Raw genomic sequence first — 15,757 nt, 5'->3', positions numbered from 1 at the left:
ATTCTTTAGCAAGTAAATAAGTTAATTATCTGCCAGAATATAGTTATAAATTAAAAATTAGCATTAGGAATGGGTAATAAATATATTACTTGTGATATTATATTTTATCAACTTATTAAGTTATAGGAATGGGTAATAAATATATTACTTGTGATATTATATTTTATCAACTTATTAAGTTAATTGTCTGTGATAATATAGTGATAAATTAAAAATTGGAATTAGAAATGGATAATATAGAGATTACTTGCGATGCATTTCATCGAGGTCGTTTTTACTTGTTACAACCAAAAAAAATTGGTCATCGTAGTGGTGTAGATGCTATGTTGTTGGCTTCTAGTGTATCTAGTAATTTTTCTGGTAATTTAGTGGATTTAGGGTCAGGTGTAGGTGCTGTTGCTTATGCGGTATTAAGTCGATGTAAGAATGCTAAGGCTACTCTAGTAGAAAATGATCCTTTTATGATAGAATTAGCAGAAAAAACCCTTAATTTACCGCAAAATACTGAGTTTTTAGAAAGAATTAGAATATTAAAAGCTGATATTGGTGTTACAGGGCAACAGCGTATAAAAAGCGGTTTAATTGATAATTATTTTGATTTTGCTTTGATTAACCCTCCATTTAATGCTTGGTATGAAACTAAAACGCCCCGACTATTAAAGCAACATGCTCATGTTATGCAACAAAATATGATCGAACAATGGATAAAAACAGCAGCTATAATATTAAAATCTAAAGCTTATTTAGCAATGATAGCTAGACCTTTCTGTTTAGCAGAAATATTACACAATTTAGAGAAATATTTTGGCGATATTAATATCGTGGCTATCCATTCTAAAAGAAAGCAAAATGCTAATAGAATAATAATATTAGCTAGAAAAGCTAGTAAAAAACCATTATCTATTAAACCAGCTTTAATTCTCCATAGTGATGAAGATTCGTCCTTTTTACCAGAAATAGAGGAACTTCTTAACGGAAAAAAATCTATATTTGATATATAAAAATTTTGAATATCTTTTAACTATATGTTATAGATAAGAATGGGGAACTTATAGAACAAGGGAACTTACTGTAGAGATATAAGTTATCCTTGATTATGAAGGTGGGTCTTATGGTTGAGTATTTTTTTGCAATTACTTTTTTATTGCTATTAGTAGCTTGTGTTTTATTATTGAATAGGAGTATAGCTCTATTAGCTCCTATTTCTGTTAAAGATAAAACTCACCGAAAAAAGGTAAAAAACGGCATATTAGTTTATAATCGTAAAACTAGGCATTATCACTTTTTTAAAGAATAATGATAAAGCAGCTTGATATATTAGCTCCAGCTAAGGTTAATTTATCTTTATCTATTTCTGGTAAAAGGTTTGATGGATATCATTTGCTAAGTAGTTTGGTTTGTTTCGCTGATTTCGGTGATAGGATATATTTGCAAAAGTCAAATGTTGATCGATTTTCCATCCGGGGCGAATATGCTTCTAAACTCAATCAAGAAAATAACTTAGTTACCAAAACTTATAATCTAGTTAAACAACAAGCCGTTATAGCTAAAAAATATATCGGAAATACTCTGATTTGTTTACAGAAAAATTTACCTATATCAGCAGGTATAGGAGGTGGTTCTAGTGATGCAGCCGCTACTTTGGTAGGGCTTAATAAATTATGGAATTTAAATTTAGCTAATGAAATTATATATCAATTAGCTGGTAAATTAGGTGCAGATGTGCCCATGTGTGTGTATAATATTTTAGAAAATAAGAATTTATGGGTTACTGGTATTGGTGAAAAAATAACCGTCTTACCGAGATTTCCAGCTTTTAAATTATTATTAATAAATAACTTAAAAGCTGTTTCAACAGAATTAGTCTTTAATAAATATACAGATGAAATTAAAACTACTAATAGGAAATATACAGCTAACATTATTGAACCAACGGTAAATGATTTAACTAATGTAACTAATTTGGTTGCTTATTTACGTAGATATGGTAATGATTTAATAGATATTGCACTAGAATTAGAACCATCTATCCAAAATGTCTTGAATCTTCTTAAGAATAGTGGTGCTTTATTTTATTCTATGTCAGGCTCAGGAGCTAGCTGTTTTGGAATTTATTCTAGCGATATTGACATTTGTAGCATTAGTGATAAAATCAAACGAGATTACCCAAAATATTTTGTTAATAGTACAACTTTTATAGGCTAAAATGCCGGATTTTTTACATGAATTAGAACTTATTAAGGAAGGGGCAAACTTTGTAGCAGGTGTAGATGAAGTGGGGAGAGGGCCTTTAGCAGGGCCGGTAGTCGTTTCGGCGGTGGTATTAGATCCATATAACTGTGATTTGCCTTTACAAGATTCTAAAAAAATATCAGCTAAACAGAGACAATATTTATATCAGCAAATATTGTCTAAAGCTCTCTCTATTAGTATTTGTAGTCTTAATGCTAAATATATTGATGAAAAAAATATTTTACAGGCTAGTTTAGATGCTATGCAAAAAGCTGTTAATGCTTTGTCTATCAAAGTGGATTGTGCAATTATAGATGGTAAATATATACCAAAAAATCTTCCTTGTGTAGGTAAAGCTTTAATTAAAGGCGATCAAAAATCTATGTCGGTTGCAGCAGCTTCAATAGTTGCTAAAGTAACTAGAGATAATATAATGTCAAGATTAGATGATTATCATCATGGTTATGCTTTTAAAAAACACGCAGGTTATGCCACTTTATTGCATAGACAATCATTAGATTCTTATGGTGCAATAGATGGTATTCATCGATTAACTTTTGCTCCATTACGGTTAAAATTATAAATGACTATAGAAACATTAACAACAAAATCTATTACTAAAGCTGTTGAATTATTAACTGCTGGTGACATAGTCGCATTACCAACAGAAACAGTTTACGGTTTAGCTGCAGATTCTTATAATACTACAGCTATAGATAAAATTTATACTATTAAGGGGCGACCTAAATTTAATCCATTAATAGCTCACGTTGCTGATTTAGAGATGGCAATGCAGCATGCTGTATTTTGTAACAAGGCAAAAATATTAGCTGAATATTTTTGGGCTGGGCCGCTGACCTTAGTATTACCTTTAAAAAAAAATAGCTCTATTAGCTCTCGTGCTTCTGCAGGTTTATCAACTATAGCCTTACGTAAACCACATGGGGTTATAGCAGAAATTGCTCAGATTTTAAATCGACCTTTGGTTGCTCCTAGTGCTAATAGCTCAGGGTTTTTAAGTGCTACCACGGCGCAAGCGGTATATAATGATTTAGGTGATAAATTGCCATTAATTTTAGATGGTGGAACTTGTGACATAGGTTTGGAATCTACTATTATAAAAATAGATGCTACAGGTAATATATATTTACTAAGAGCTGGTGGATTAGCTATTGAACAAATTGAACAAAAAATACAGCAAAAATTAATAACTTTAAATATTGCGCAGGCCATTGAAGCACCTGGAATGTTAAAATCACATTATGCGCCTAATAAAATTATTCGAATGAATGCTAATGAGATTTATAACGGTGAATTATTGCTAGCTTTTGGAAAAGATAGAGCTATTAATTCAGAAAATGCTGCTTATTATTTAAATTTAAGCCCCGAAGGTAATTTGATTGAGGCTGCTTATAATTTATTTGATTATTTACATAAATTAGATAACTTACTTAATAATGCTATCATAGCTGTAGAACCTATTCCTAATTATGGTTTAGGCGTGGCTATTAACGACCGTTTAATTAGAGCATCTGCTAACAAAGACTAGAGGGAATAATGTCCTTATATGAAAAGTTTGTTAATATAGTTGGTAGTCATTCTATAATTGCTGAGCCTAAGTTAATGCAGCCGTTTTTGCAGGAAAAACGCAATCTATTTCATGGTACTACAGATTTAATTTTACAACCTACTAATGTTCAACAAATAAGTGCAATTGTAAAATTAGCAAAAGAGGAAGATGTTACAATTACTCCTCAAGGTGGAAATACCGGTTTAGTAGGTGGACAACAGCCTAATACAATTAAAAAATCAATAATTTTATCTTTATCTAAGTTAAATAAAATAAGATCTATTAATTTGTTAGATCAGATCGCAACGGTGGAAGCAGGGGTTATTTTAGAAAAATTACAGCAACAGTTACAAACATCAAATTATTTCTTTGCTTTGAAACTTGCTTCACAAGGATCAAGTCAAATAGGTGGTATTTTAGCAACTAATGCCGGTGGTAGTAATGTGCTTGCTCATGGTATGGTGCGCCAATTATGTTTAGGGCTAGAGGTGGTTTTACCAGATGGGTCTATTATTAATGACTTGAAAAATTTATATAAAGATAATAGTGGTTACGATATTAAAGATCTTTTTATTGGATCAGAAGGAACTTTAGGTATTATTACTGCCGCTTCTTTGAAAATACTACCTCTACCAAAATCAAAAAATATTGCTTTTATAGCTATCACTGAATTAGCTCAAGCTTTAGACATATTACAACAAGCTCGGCATAATTTTTCTAATATGCTAACAGCTTTTGAATTAATGCCACATTTTGGTTTAGAGTTACTGAAAAAATATAATTATTATAATAGTCCAAAGATATTTAACCAATTTTATCCTTGGTATATTTTATTGGAAGTTTCTAGTCCTTTTGATAGTGATGAAGGGCAACAACAGCTAATAGATTTCTGTAATATATTGGTTGATAAAAATAGTATTGGAGAAGCTATAATTGCTCAAAATATTAATCAAGCTAATTTTTTTTGGAAACTACGTGATCTTATGTCTGAGGTGCAAAAAAAAGAATCTCCCTCTATAAAACATGATATTTCTTTGCCTATTTCTAAAATAGTAGATTTTATTATAGCAGCAGATAATTTGATTAAAAAGTTATTGCCAAATGCAAGAATTATGTGTTTTGGTCATTTAGGCGATGGAAATTTACATTATAATATTTTGCCTTCTGTTACAGAAGATCCAGAATTATTTATTAAAAAATGGAAGTTTATTAATCAAGAAATACATCAATTAGTACATAAATTTTCAGGTAGTTTCTCAGCCGAACATGGCGTAGGGCAATTGAAACGTGAAGAGATGGATAGTTATAAAGATAAAATTAGTTTAAAATTAATGAGGTCAATAAAAAAGACAATTGACCCTAATAATATAATGAATCCTAATAAAATATTTAAGCTTTAGTAGTTTTATAAAAAGCTAATCCTTTTTGTCCTATATCCGTACGCCATTGAGCGTTATTGAATGATATTTTATCAACGGCATAGTAAGCTGTATCTAATGCTTGTTTTAGGTCTTTACCTACAGAAGTAATATTTAATACTCTTCCTCCTGCGGTTATGTAATTTTGGTTTTCATCCTTACTAACCCCAGCATAGAATAATTTTATATTTTCTATTTTTTCCGCTTCCTCTATACCGGTTATTACATCACCTTTTACTGGTGCTTCTGGATATCCTTCTGCGGCCATTACTATACAAGTAGCAAATTCAGCACTCCAATTAGGCTGTTTGTTATCTGGTAATTTTCCTTCTGCTGCAGCTTTTAACCAAGGGATAATATCATCTTTTAAACGTCTCATTAATATCTGGCATTCAGGATCGCCTAATCTTACATTATATTCAATTAATTTGGCCCCTTGTTTAGTTAACATTAGCCCAGCATATAAAATACCTTTAAAAGGCATATTATTTTCTTTCATAGCTAATAATGTAGGGTTAATAATTTTTTCTAAAACTTCTTGTTGTAATTCATCGGTGAAGATAGGAGCCGGTGAATATGCGCCCATACCCCCAGTATTAGGACCTTGGTCATTATTGAATAATCTTTTATGGTCTTGTGCATTACCGAAAGCTATCGCTTTTTCGCCATCACATATACAAAAAAAGCTAACTTCTTCACCTATTAAACATTCTTCGATTACTATATTAGGATTTTCTGTATTAGATAAGAATTTTTCAATAGTTTGCTGTGCTTCGATTCTACAATTAGTCACTACTACGCCTTTTCCAGCGGCTAAACCGTCTTGTTTAATTACTATTGGCATAGTTTGTTGTGATAGATATTCTTTAGCTTTCTCTATTGATGAGAATCTTGCATATTTGGCGCTAGGTATATTATATTTATAACATAAATCTCTCGTAAAACCTTTTGAACCTTCTAATATCGCAGCTGCTTGTGACGGAGCAAAGGTTAAAATATTATTGTTAGTTAGCGCGTCACTTAACCCGTCTATTAAAGGTTGCTCAGGACCTATAACGACTAAATCAATTTGATTATTTTTAGCAAATTCACAAATAAACTCAATATCTGTGATAGATGCTTGAATAATTTGCGCTAAATGTGATATGCCTAAACTGCCGGGTAAAGCGTAGAAATTTTTGACTAATGGCGATTGAGAGATTTTCCAAGCTAAAGCATGTTCTCGACCACCTGAACCAATAAGTAGAATATTCATAGACATATCCAAATTAATAATTAATGCTAGTGTGAATTAACATATTATAACACGAGGAAAATAATGGCAAGAGATACTAACATCACACCTAAAAAATCAGAGGTTAAAATTAAAGATGCTGATAATAGTCTTTGGTATAATATGAATGTTAAAAGAATTTTACCTTTTGCACAGCTAGCTAGATGGGAGCGTTCCATAGGTTGGAAATTATTATTAATACCCTGTATATTTTCGCTATTCTTATATTCTATAGATCAAGCCCAACTTGATCCAACTCAGATAAAAGCAAAAGAATATTTATATTATCTAATATTATTTACGATAGGTGCTATAGCTGCTAGGGGGGCGGGTTGTACCTATAATGATTTAGTGGATCAGAATCTGGATACTAAGGTGGATCGTACAAAGTTACGCCCATTACCAGCAAAGCAAATATCTCGTTTATCAGCTTGGATATTCTTATTTTTACAGCTTTTAGTAGCTTTTTTAGTGATTTTACAATTTAATAATTATAGTTTTTGGTTAGCGCTTTCTTCTGTTTTTTTGGTAGCTCTTTATCCTTTTATGAAAAGAATAACTTATTTTCCACAAGTTATTTTAGGTTTATGTTTTAGTTGGGGAGCGTTGCTTGGTTGGAGTGTTATGGCTGGAGGATTATCTTTACCGCCTATTTTTGTTTATCTAGCTAATATATGTTGGGTTATTGCTTATGATACGATATATGCTTATCAAGATATTGAAGATGATAGGAAAGTTGGAATATATTCAACAGCATTGTTCTTTGAAAAGAATAGCCGTTTAGCTATATCTATATTATATAGTTTTACCGTTATATTTTTGGCTATGGCATTATTTTATGTGAATGCGCCTATAATAGCATACATAGGGTTAATTTTCTTTGCTTCTGGTCTTGTGCAGCAAATAATAAAATTAGATATAGCTAATCCAGAATTATGTTTAAAATTATTTAAAGATAATGCTAAAATAGGTTTTTTATTCGCTATATTTTTATGGCTAAGTTTAATTTATTTATTAGTGACATCTTATCTTTAAAAGTTGATGCTCGACCCTGATTATTTATTAGGGGTAGAGCCTATGTTTTTGCCACAGATTGCTATTTGTATCCTCGCGATTAAATATTATACGGTCATGTAATCTAGAGGGTTCTGCTTGCCAAAATTCTATTGATAAAGGTTTTAAGCAGAAACCTGACCAGTAATCAGGGCGAGGTACCTTATCGTTAGGGTATTTTTTTTGTTCTTTGAGTAGTTTATCTTCAAAATATTGTCTTGAAGGTAAAATTTTTGATTGCTGCGATACTCTAGCACCAATCTTGCTTAGATAGGGTCGACTAGCGAAATAAGAATCAGCTTTAGCGTCAGAAACGACATCTATTATTCCTCTAATTCTTATTTGTCGTTCTAGTGACTTCCAATAAAAGCCCATAGCAGCCTTTTTATTTGTTAATAATTCCTGCCCTTTTGTACTTTCAAAATTAGTATAAAAGATAAAATATTCATGATTATATTCTTTAAGTAATAAAATACGTACATTTGGTTGCCCTTCTTGGTTTACGGTAGCTAAAGAAAAGGCATTATGATCTTTTGGCTCAGTTTGCTTAGCAAGCTCTAGCCAATTTTTAAACAATTTAAATGGACAATCTGCCTTATCAAAATCTTGTATTATTTGTGTAAAACTAACAGACATATGCAACTCTATATGTTATAACGGATTTATAAGTTATTATTTCTATTATAGTACTATATGTATTATAGTACAATAATTACTATAATATTATACGTCAAAGGTAAAAATATGGAAGATCTTTACAAGGTATTAGAGGTATCCAGAAATGCTACAGCTACGGAGATTAAAAGTAGTTTTCGTAAATTGGCTAAAAAATATCACCCAGATCAAAATAAGGATGATCCTAAAGCAAAAGAAAGATTTGCTAAAATAAGTTCTGCTTATGAAATATTAGGTGATAAAAATAAAAAGCAACAATATGATAATGGTGAGATAGACGCTGAAGGAAAGCCTAAGGCGCCAGATTTTTCTTCCTATGGTTTTGGTAATAATCAAGGTGGATTCAATGGTTTTTCTCGGCAATCTACTGCTGGTTTTGAAGATATCTTTAGTGAATTATTTTCCTCGATGGGCTCTACAACAAACAGACGTCCTGACCATAATTTTACTTATCAATCAGCCTCTCCAAAAGTAACTGATATAGAAATTAATCTTACTATTACTCTAGAACAATTAATGTTAAGAGATACAACAGAAGTTACATTTCCTAATGGTAGGAAAATTAAAATAAAATTACCTGATTATATAGAAGATGGGCAGGTTATTCGTCTAAAAGGACAAGGTGAAGTAAATTCTTTAGGTAAAAAAGGAGATGCTTTAATAAAAATTAAAATAAAGCATCATGATATTTTTGAAGTTAAAAATAGAAATTTATATATGGATTTAGCCGTAACTTTGAAAGAAGCTGTATTGGGAGCTAAAAAAGAGATAAGTACCTTAACAGGTAAATTGTCTGTAAAAATACCTGAATGGAGTAGTTCAGGAAAAATTTTTAGAATACCAGGCAAAGGATTAAAATTAAAAAAAGGTGGATTTGGTGATCTATATCTTAAATTAATGATAATTTTACCAGATGAATCTGATCAAAAACTAAAAGATTTTTTAAGCAACAACTGATATAAAAGGATATGATTATGTTTTTAAAACGTGTATTAATTGCTTTAATTGCACTGTTATTTTGTATAAATACCGCTAATGCTCATTCACCTAATGTAGAATATAAATTTGGTGATCTAGTGATAAGTAATCCAGTAATAAATGAGCCTTTAACAAGTAGTAAGGTGACAGCTGGATATATGAAAATTCGTAATTTAGGTACTAAAGACGAATATTTAATTGATGCTTTTTCTGATATTGCTCAATCAGTTATGATACATAATATGGTAGTTAGAGATGGTGCTATGAAAATGGTGCATATGAAAAATGGTTTAAAGATACCAGCTGGTAAAGAGGTAATTTTAAAAAGAGGCAGTTATCATATTATGTTTGAAAAATTAAATAACAATAATATAAAGGCTGGAGAAAAAGTAAAGGTTGGTTTAAAATTTTCTAATTTAGGCGTGGTTACTATAGATTTTGATGTTAGAACTAATAAGAGACAACATAATAAAAATCATAAACATCACCATCATCACTAATTATGTAATTAGATCTATTTATTACCCTCTAGACAAAACAGTATAAAAAGTTTTAAAATACGCATCTTTAATAAGATAAAATAATATTTATAATATAAGGCTAGTTAAATATGGATAAAGTTGGATTACTGAAAGGTAAAAAAGGATTAATTATAGGGGTAGCAAATAATCGTTCTATAGCTTGGGGTATTGCTAAAGCTGCACATGAAGCAAGTGCAGAATTAGCTTTTACTTATCAGGGTGATGCTCTTAAAAAAAGGGTTGAGCCATTAGCAGAAGAACTAGATGCTTTAGTAGTAGGACATTGTGATGTAACTGATCCTGCTTCTATTGATAATATTTTCAATGTTATAAAAGAAAAATGGGGGAAAATTGATTTTTTAGTACATGCGGTAGCTTTTTCAGATAAAGATGAATTAACCGGGCGGTTTGTTGATAGTTCTGAAAAAAACTTTTCTCAAACTATGAATATTTCTGTTTATTCATTGATTGCCATAATGCAGCGAGCTGAAAAATTAATGTCTGACGGCGGATCTGTGTTAACTTTGACTTATTACGGAGCAGAAAAAGTTATGCCAAATTATAATTTAATGGGCGTAGCTAAAGCTGCTTTAGAAGCTTCAGTTAAATATCTTGCAGTTGATTTGGGACCACAAAATATACGTGTGAATGCTATTTCAGCTGGACCTATTAAAACCTTGGCAGCTTCAGGAATTGGAGATTTTAGATATATTCTTAAGTGGAATGAATATAACGCACCATTACGCAGGACTGTGACTATCGAAGAAGTAGGTGATTCTGCTCTTTATTTCTTATCAGACTTATCTAGAGGTGTGACCGGCGAAGTTCATCATACTGATTCTGGGTATCATGTGATCGGAATGAAGGCGGTTGACGCGCCAGATATAAGTGTAGTTAAAGATTAATTACAGAGTGTTGTTATATCTTAAATTGAGGAACACAAATGATTTTAAAAAAAAGTCCTTGGATTTTATCATCTGAATGGTTAGCTGAAAATTTAACAGATGATAAACTTAAAATCATAGATGCTTCTTGGTATTTACCAAATCAAGATGTTAATGCTAAGTTGGAATATAACAAGCAGCATATACCTAATGCTGTTTTTTTTGATTTAGATGAAATATGTGATAAAAATTCCTCACTACCACATATGGTACCCCCGGTAGAATTATTTGAAACTTCAGTAGCAAAATTAGGTATTTCTACTTGGGATCCAATAGTTATTTATGATCAACATGGATATTTTTCTGCTCCACGTGTCTGGTGGCTTTTTAGAATAATGGGACATAGAAAAGCTTTTATATTAGATGGTGGATTTAAAGCTTGGCAGAAAAATAAATTACCTGTAACTAATGATGTTATTTCTCCTAAATTAGGTAGTTTTAAAAGTAATTTTCACCCGGATATGGTGGTATCTTTATCAGAAATGCAAAAAATTGTAGCAGAACAAAAGGCTAATATTATAGATGCCCGAAGTTCAGCTAGATTTAATGGATTGGAACCGGAGCCTAGGAGTAATCTTAAATCTGGTCATATGCCTGGTGCAATTAATTTGCCTTATAATATATTCACAGAAGATGGATTTTTAAAAGAACTACCTGAAATAAGTAAAATTTTTAAAGAAAAGAATATTAATCTAGATGATCCAATAGTTGCTACTTGTGGTTCTGGTGTAACTGCCGCGATGATTATTTTTGCATTAACATCTTTGGGGATAGAAAATGCTAGATTATATGATGGTTCTTGGGCAGAATGGGGCGCTTTGTAGCATTATTTAGAAGTGTAAATAATAATTAAAACTAATATATTATATTAGTTTTAATTATTCCTCTTACAGAATTACCTATATAAATGTTTCGGGATGTTTTTATATCGCTTAGAGTTATTTGCGTTGGTTTAACTTGCAAATATTTTATTAATTTTTTTCTTAATATACCATCTAAAGCTCCTGAAGATAGATCTGGAGTCAATAATTGTCGCTGAGGGGTTTCAATGAAGATATTACTAATAGTACCATCAGCTAAGTGATTATTTTTATTAAAAATAATCACTTCTTGGATTGTTTTTTGATCAAATTCATTTCTAGCAATTTTATATATTTCTCTATAAGAAGTTTTATGATTATATAAAATATTATTATTATCTAATTTTTTTGAGGCTATAGCTATATTCCATTTATTATATGGTGCTTGTCGAATAAAATCATTTTCAGTTAATTCTAGTCTACCGTCTTTATCTAAAGTTATTCTTACTTTTTTGATAGATTTAAAGCTTTCTAATTTATTAGTTAGAAATTTTTGTATTTTATTTTTTGTATAAGGAAAATTAAAATATGCCGCGGATTTATCCAAGCGGGCTAAATGATCTAATAAGTTAACAGCGCCATAATTAGGTATATATAAAAAAGTTTCTATTAGTTTTAGATCAGTATTCATTATTACTTTAATATATTTATATAGGTGGTTTTTAATAATGCTTCTTGATATTCTTCTAGCGCCGTAGAATCGTAAATTACTCCACCTCCAGCATTTAAAATAGCTTTATTGTTTTTATATAATGTTAAAGTTCTAATTGCTACATTAAAATTAAGCTCTTTCTTAGGAGAAATATAACCTAAAGTACCACAATATATATCACGTGATGTTACTTCTAATTCTTTTAATATTTGCATGGTTCTAATTTTAGGTACACCAGTGATTGATCCACAAGGAAATAACGCAGAAAATATTTGATATAAGGTTAAATTAGGTAATAATTTAGCTTTTATAGAAGAAACCATTTGATGCAAGGTTTTATAGGTCTCTATGTCAAATAATTTTGTTACCGTTAAACTTTTTGGTTCACAAATACGTGCAATGTCATTTCTAAGCAGATCGACTATCATAACATTTTCACAGAGATTTTTAGGATCATTTTTTAATTGATTTTTTAATTTTTGGTCTTCTGCTTGCGTCTTTCCGCGTGGGGATGTACCTTTCATTGGTCTTGTTTCTATCCAGCCATATTCATCAATGTTGAAAAATAATTCTGGAGATCTAGATAGAATAATTTCATCACCTAAGTTGCAAAAAACTGAATAAGATACAGGTTGATTTTTTGCTAACTTTAGAAAAGCGTTCCAGGCATTTCCATTCCAATCTGCAGTAAATGGAAAGGTTAAATTACCTTGAAATAAATCACCATTTTTTAGATGAGTAACTAATTTATCAAATTTAATTTTATAATCATCAAATGATAAAGTTGGTGTTAGATTATCTAAGTTAAATTTTTTATCAATATTAAAATTAGGTAACTCCGTTGTAGGTGCATTAAAGATCGCAAAATATATCAACGGAATTTTACGATTTTGTGGTAGATAGTCTATTAAATTATCATCTAAACAATATCCTAATTCATAAGAGAAATAACCTGCTAGCCAATAACCATCTTGATGATATTTTTCTAATTGTTGAAAACAATGAGCTATATCTTTAGCTTCATAACAGATTATTTCTTTTATAGGATTTTGAAAAAGAATATTTTTGTTATTAATATCATCTTTAAAAAATATAATTTTTTGGTGCTGATACGACATAAGTTACATATCTTTATATAATTTTTTTTGCGTTAAATAATATAAAAAAATCATAAAGGATAATAAAGCTCCAATTTGAGTAGCTAAAGGCAACCCTCCTAAATTATAGCTAAAACCACCAATGATTGTTCCTAAAGCTCCCCCTATAAAAAATATGGCTAAATAATATTTATTTAATATTTCATAAGTATCCTTGTCAAAACTAGCAAAGATTTTTTGTCCTATTATAAAATTTGTTACTAAACCAATGTCGATTATGATAGCAGCTATAATAAGTAATATTAAAGAAAATACAGAGCTGACCGGGGCTATATGTGCTAACAAGAATGATAATATAATTAAGAAAGTAGCTAGTCCAGATAATATATAATAACATTTTTTGTCTAAATATTGTGTAATGAATGGAGTAACACTAATACCGAAAATAGCTGCTAAATAAAATAAAGTTACGCCTTCTTGATTAAGACCTATAATAGGGCTTAATAAATGTAACGGTATGATTATCCAAAATAAATTATAGCAGGCAAAAATTAAACTATGGTACAAAGATATATGGATAAATTTTTTATTTAATAAAGAATTTTTTAAAGAAGGGGCTAAGTCTTTATAGGAGTTCTTTTGACGAGAAATATTATTAGGAAGCAAGTAGCTTAACAATAAAAAAATTATAAAGATAGCGATAGCTGAAACACAATAAATTAATCGCCATGAGTAAATTTGTGCTGAAAAGCTTGCTAAAGGTCTAGCAAATAGAATTGCGATTATGATTCCAGTTAAAATATTACCTATAGCTTTTCTTTTATAAGATGCAGGAAAGTTATTTTTTATATAAGATAAAATTAATTGTATCAAACAACCGGATAAGCCAATGAAAAATGATAATATTAATAATAGACCCCAAGAAGAAGCATTATTGAACAAAAATAGACTAGTAAAATTAATAGCACATAATAATAAAATTAAAAGTTTATTATTTATACTACCAGTTATAGGCAAAATAAATAATAAACTAAAAGCGTAGCCTAATTGTACGAAGGCGGGGATAAAACTACTGTAAAAAGGTGATATTCCTAAAAGGTAACCAATATTACGTGTTAGTGGTTGACTATAATATAAATTAGCTACTATTAGCCCACAAGCTATACTTAATAAGATAGAAAATTTTCTAAAAGATAAATTATAGCTTTTAAAGTTCATCTTGTGCCTTATAAATATTAGTGGTTTTATGTGGTAATAATTCTGTTAAATAATAAAGGAATAATATAATACAAATTATTAAAGCAACTTTTGCCGTAATTAACCATGATATATCGCTGTAAGCATAAGTTCCTATAATAGAACCCATTACGCCGCCTACAAAAAATATAGTACGGTAAACACTGTTTAATCTTCCTCTAATGTTTTCTCCTAGCTGTAATATTTCTTTTTGTCCAACTACTAAATGTAAAGTAAAACCAAAATCCATCAAGATAGCGGCAATAATAAAGTAAGTAATTGATAGATGTCCTATATAATAAGCTGACATAGGAATTAAAAAACTCAATGATACACAAATTATAGAACCAATTGTAGATATATTTATGTAGCCTTTATCAGCTATATATCCTCCTAAAGAAGCGGTTATAACACCAACAAAGCTTATTAATGCAAAAATAGATAATTCATTAGGCGATAAATTAAATTCTACGCGGATAAAACGTGGAACTGTCATCCAAAATATAGTGAATAGGGCAAAAAGTAAAGCTTGATATATTGAACGACGTTGTAATACAGGCATTTTAATGAAAAAAACGGCCATAGATTTAAGAATCTGAGTTAATTTAATATTATTCTTGGGTTTTTTAGCAGGTAAATAATGGTTTAAAGTAAAAATTAATATCAATGATGAAAGTGCAGAAAAATAATAGACCCAGTGCCAAGATAATAAGCTAGCCATTTGTCCTGCAAAAGTACGTGCAAATACAACCCCGAGCATAAGACCACTAGTTACCGCTCCAGTAATTGTACCACGGTTCTGTTCATTAGAGATAAAAGCTGCATATAAAATTATATATTGATTAGCTGAGAGACTTAATCCAATAAAACAAGAAGCTATGATTAAATATGTAGGTGTTGTTGAGATGGAAAAAAATAAAGATGAGATACCTAATAGTAATAATATAGCGATTAACATTTTTTTATTATCTAATTTATCTGATAAAGGGACTAAGAATATTAATCCAGTAAGATAACCGGTTTTTATTGCGGTCATCATCCAACCCACGGATACTTCAGTTATGTTAAGATCTTGTGCTATATAGGGGATTAATAGATCATTATAGTATAAATTAGCAATAATGAGTGCACTTGCAATTCCTAATAATAAAGATAAAACTATAGTAGATGTTTTTTTCGATATTTCAGAAACCGATGAGGAGGATAAATTCATTATATAATCTTTCAGATAAGCTTAATCTGTATTTT

General features: G+C 30.1%; 17 protein-coding genes. 11 read left to right on the top strand and 6 right to left on the bottom strand.

All coding sequences use genetic code 11. The features are described from left to right. The first annotated feature begins 227 nt into the window (after positions 1–227). From AB6T46_RS05625 to AB6T46_RS05600, 6 genes are all read left to right on the top strand, one after another. Positions 228–1,001 (top strand): tRNA1(Val) (adenine(37)-N6)-methyltransferase, encoded by a 774-nt coding sequence (locus tag AB6T46_RS05625; protein WP_370931171.1) that lies wholly within the window; start codon positions 228–230, stop codon positions 999–1,001. Positions 1,002–1,111: 110 nt separating this feature from the next. Then, positions 1,112–1,297, top strand: a complete 186-nt coding sequence (locus tag AB6T46_RS05620) for a hypothetical protein (RefSeq protein ID WP_370931170.1) — start codon at positions 1,112–1,114, stop codon at positions 1,295–1,297. Beyond that, complete coding sequence (locus tag AB6T46_RS05615) at positions 1,297–2,205, top strand: 4-(cytidine 5'-diphospho)-2-C-methyl-D-erythritol kinase (RefSeq protein ID WP_370931169.1); 909 nt, start codon at positions 1,297–1,299, stop codon at positions 2,203–2,205. The genes AB6T46_RS05620 and AB6T46_RS05615 overlap by 1 nt, the downstream gene beginning before the upstream one ends. 1 nt (position 2,206) lies before the next feature. Then, the gene (locus AB6T46_RS05610; RefSeq protein WP_370931168.1) at positions 2,207–2,815 is read left to right on the top strand and encodes a ribonuclease HII; all 609 of its coding nucleotides are present in this window, start codon (positions 2,207–2,209) and stop codon (positions 2,813–2,815) included. After that, a complete protein-coding gene (locus tag AB6T46_RS05605; protein WP_370931167.1) occupies positions 2,816–3,781 on the top strand; it encodes an L-threonylcarbamoyladenylate synthase in 966 nt (321 codons plus the stop codon). It begins immediately after the preceding gene. A gap of 8 nt (positions 3,782–3,789) precedes the next feature. Continuing rightward, entirely contained in the window at positions 3,790–5,202 is a 1,413-nt protein-coding gene (locus AB6T46_RS05600; RefSeq protein ID WP_370931166.1) for an FAD-binding oxidoreductase, read from the top strand. Here the strand turns inward: AB6T46_RS05600 and purD are convergent. Further along, a complete protein-coding gene (gene purD, locus AB6T46_RS05595; protein WP_370931165.1) occupies positions 5,192–6,475 on the bottom strand; it encodes a phosphoribosylamine--glycine ligase in 1,284 nt (427 codons plus the stop codon). The two genes, AB6T46_RS05600 and purD, sit on opposite strands and share 11 nt — an antisense overlap. 63 nt (positions 6,476–6,538) lie before the next feature. Between purD and ubiA the strand changes: the two genes are divergently transcribed. Next, entirely contained in the window at positions 6,539–7,528 is a 990-nt protein-coding gene (gene ubiA, locus AB6T46_RS05590; protein WP_370931164.1) for a 4-hydroxybenzoate octaprenyltransferase, read from the top strand. 27 nt (positions 7,529–7,555) lie between these two features. Here ubiA and pdxH read toward each other — a convergent pair whose 3' ends face one another. Next, the gene (gene pdxH / locus AB6T46_RS05585; protein WP_370931163.1) at positions 7,556–8,182 is read right to left on the bottom strand and encodes a pyridoxamine 5'-phosphate oxidase; all 627 of its coding nucleotides are present in this window, start codon (positions 8,180–8,182) and stop codon (positions 7,556–7,558) included. A gap of 108 nt (positions 8,183–8,290) precedes the next feature. On the opposite strand from pdxH, the gene AB6T46_RS05580 reads away from it, so the two are divergent. From AB6T46_RS05580 to sseA, 4 genes are all read left to right on the top strand, one after another. Beyond that, positions 8,291–9,178, top strand: coding sequence for a DnaJ C-terminal domain-containing protein (locus AB6T46_RS05580; protein ID WP_370931162.1), 888 nt, complete (start codon positions 8,291–8,293; stop codon positions 9,176–9,178). A gap of 17 nt (positions 9,179–9,195) precedes the next feature. Further along, positions 9,196–9,699, top strand: a complete 504-nt coding sequence (locus tag AB6T46_RS05575; protein WP_370931161.1) for a copper chaperone PCu(A)C — start codon at positions 9,196–9,198, stop codon at positions 9,697–9,699. A gap of 110 nt (positions 9,700–9,809) precedes the next feature. Next, positions 9,810–10,625, top strand: coding sequence for an enoyl-ACP reductase FabI (gene fabI / locus AB6T46_RS05570; RefSeq protein WP_370931160.1), 816 nt, complete (start codon positions 9,810–9,812; stop codon positions 10,623–10,625). A 38-nt stretch (positions 10,626–10,663) separates the two neighbouring features. Next, complete coding sequence (gene sseA, locus AB6T46_RS05565) at positions 10,664–11,488, top strand: 3-mercaptopyruvate sulfurtransferase (RefSeq protein ID WP_370931159.1); 825 nt, start codon at positions 10,664–10,666, stop codon at positions 11,486–11,488. Positions 11,489–11,519: 31 nt separating this feature from the next. Here sseA and AB6T46_RS05560 read toward each other — a convergent pair whose 3' ends face one another. The 4 genes from AB6T46_RS05560 to AB6T46_RS05545 are packed head-to-tail and all read right to left on the bottom strand — an operon-like array spanning position 11,520 to position 15,722. Continuing rightward, entirely contained in the window at positions 11,520–12,155 is a 636-nt protein-coding gene (locus AB6T46_RS05560) for an aminotransferase class IV (RefSeq protein WP_370931158.1), read from the bottom strand. 2 nt (positions 12,156–12,157) lie between these two features. After that, the gene (locus AB6T46_RS05555; protein WP_370931157.1) at positions 12,158–13,294 is read right to left on the bottom strand and encodes an aminodeoxychorismate synthase component I; all 1,137 of its coding nucleotides are present in this window, start codon (positions 13,292–13,294) and stop codon (positions 12,158–12,160) included. 3 nt (positions 13,295–13,297) lie between these two features. Next, positions 13,298–14,491: an MFS transporter gene (locus AB6T46_RS05550; RefSeq protein ID WP_370931156.1), complete on the bottom strand. Its 1,194-nt coding sequence runs from the start codon at positions 14,489–14,491 to the stop codon at positions 13,298–13,300. After that, positions 14,481–15,722: an MFS transporter gene (locus AB6T46_RS05545; protein ID WP_370931155.1), complete on the bottom strand. Its 1,242-nt coding sequence runs from the start codon at positions 15,720–15,722 to the stop codon at positions 14,481–14,483. The genes AB6T46_RS05550 and AB6T46_RS05545 overlap by 11 nt, the downstream gene beginning before the upstream one ends. Between the last annotated feature and the right edge of the window lie 35 nt (positions 15,723–15,757).

Origin of the sequence: Bartonella sp. DGB1 (assembly GCF_041345015.1) — a bacterium.
Classification (GTDB): Bacteria; Pseudomonadota; Alphaproteobacteria; order Rhizobiales; family Rhizobiaceae; genus DGB1.
The sequence above is the reverse complement of the archived record's forward strand: the minus strand, read 5'-3'. Positions and strand labels throughout refer to the sequence as shown.

Excerpts from the sequence above, each read along its gene's own strand:
- AB6T46_RS05600 (WP_370931166.1), top strand. The coding sequence starts at position 3,790 with ATGTCCTTATATGAAAAGTTTGTTAATATAGTTGGTAGTCATTCTATA.
- AB6T46_RS05575 (WP_370931161.1), top strand. The coding sequence starts at position 9,196 with ATGTTTTTAAAACGTGTATTAATTGCTTTAATTGCACTGTTATTTTGT.
- fabI (WP_370931160.1), top strand. The coding sequence starts at position 9,810 with ATGGATAAAGTTGGATTACTGAAAGGTAAAAAAGGATTAATTATAGGG.
- purD (WP_370931165.1), bottom strand. The coding sequence starts at position 6,475 with ATGAATATTCTACTTATTGGTTCAGGTGGTCGAGAACATGCTTTAGCT.
- AB6T46_RS05555 (WP_370931157.1), bottom strand. The coding sequence starts at position 13,294 with ATGTCGTATCAGCACCAAAAAATTATATTTTTTAAAGATGATATTAAT.
- sseA (WP_370931159.1), top strand. The coding sequence starts at position 10,664 with ATGATTTTAAAAAAAAGTCCTTGGATTTTATCATCTGAATGGTTAGCT.
- AB6T46_RS05605 (WP_370931167.1), top strand. The coding sequence starts at position 2,816 with ATGACTATAGAAACATTAACAACAAAATCTATTACTAAAGCTGTTGAA.
- AB6T46_RS05550 (WP_370931156.1), bottom strand. The coding sequence starts at position 14,491 with ATGAACTTTAAAAGCTATAATTTATCTTTTAGAAAATTTTCTATCTTA.
- AB6T46_RS05580 (WP_370931162.1), top strand. The coding sequence starts at position 8,291 with ATGGAAGATCTTTACAAGGTATTAGAGGTATCCAGAAATGCTACAGCT.
- AB6T46_RS05610 (WP_370931168.1), top strand. The coding sequence starts at position 2,207 with ATGCCGGATTTTTTACATGAATTAGAACTTATTAAGGAAGGGGCAAAC.
- AB6T46_RS05625 (WP_370931171.1), top strand. The coding sequence starts at position 228 with ATGGATAATATAGAGATTACTTGCGATGCATTTCATCGAGGTCGTTTT.
- AB6T46_RS05560 (WP_370931158.1), bottom strand. The coding sequence starts at position 12,155 with ATGAATACTGATCTAAAACTAATAGAAACTTTTTTATATATACCTAAT.
- AB6T46_RS05545 (WP_370931155.1), bottom strand. The coding sequence starts at position 15,722 with ATGAATTTATCCTCCTCATCGGTTTCTGAAATATCGAAAAAAACATCT.
- pdxH (WP_370931163.1), bottom strand. The coding sequence starts at position 8,182 with ATGTCTGTTAGTTTTACACAAATAATACAAGATTTTGATAAGGCAGAT.
- ubiA (WP_370931164.1), top strand. The coding sequence starts at position 6,539 with ATGGCAAGAGATACTAACATCACACCTAAAAAATCAGAGGTTAAAATT.
- AB6T46_RS05615 (WP_370931169.1), top strand. The coding sequence starts at position 1,297 with ATGATAAAGCAGCTTGATATATTAGCTCCAGCTAAGGTTAATTTATCT.
- AB6T46_RS05620 (WP_370931170.1), top strand. The coding sequence starts at position 1,112 with ATGGTTGAGTATTTTTTTGCAATTACTTTTTTATTGCTATTAGTAGCT.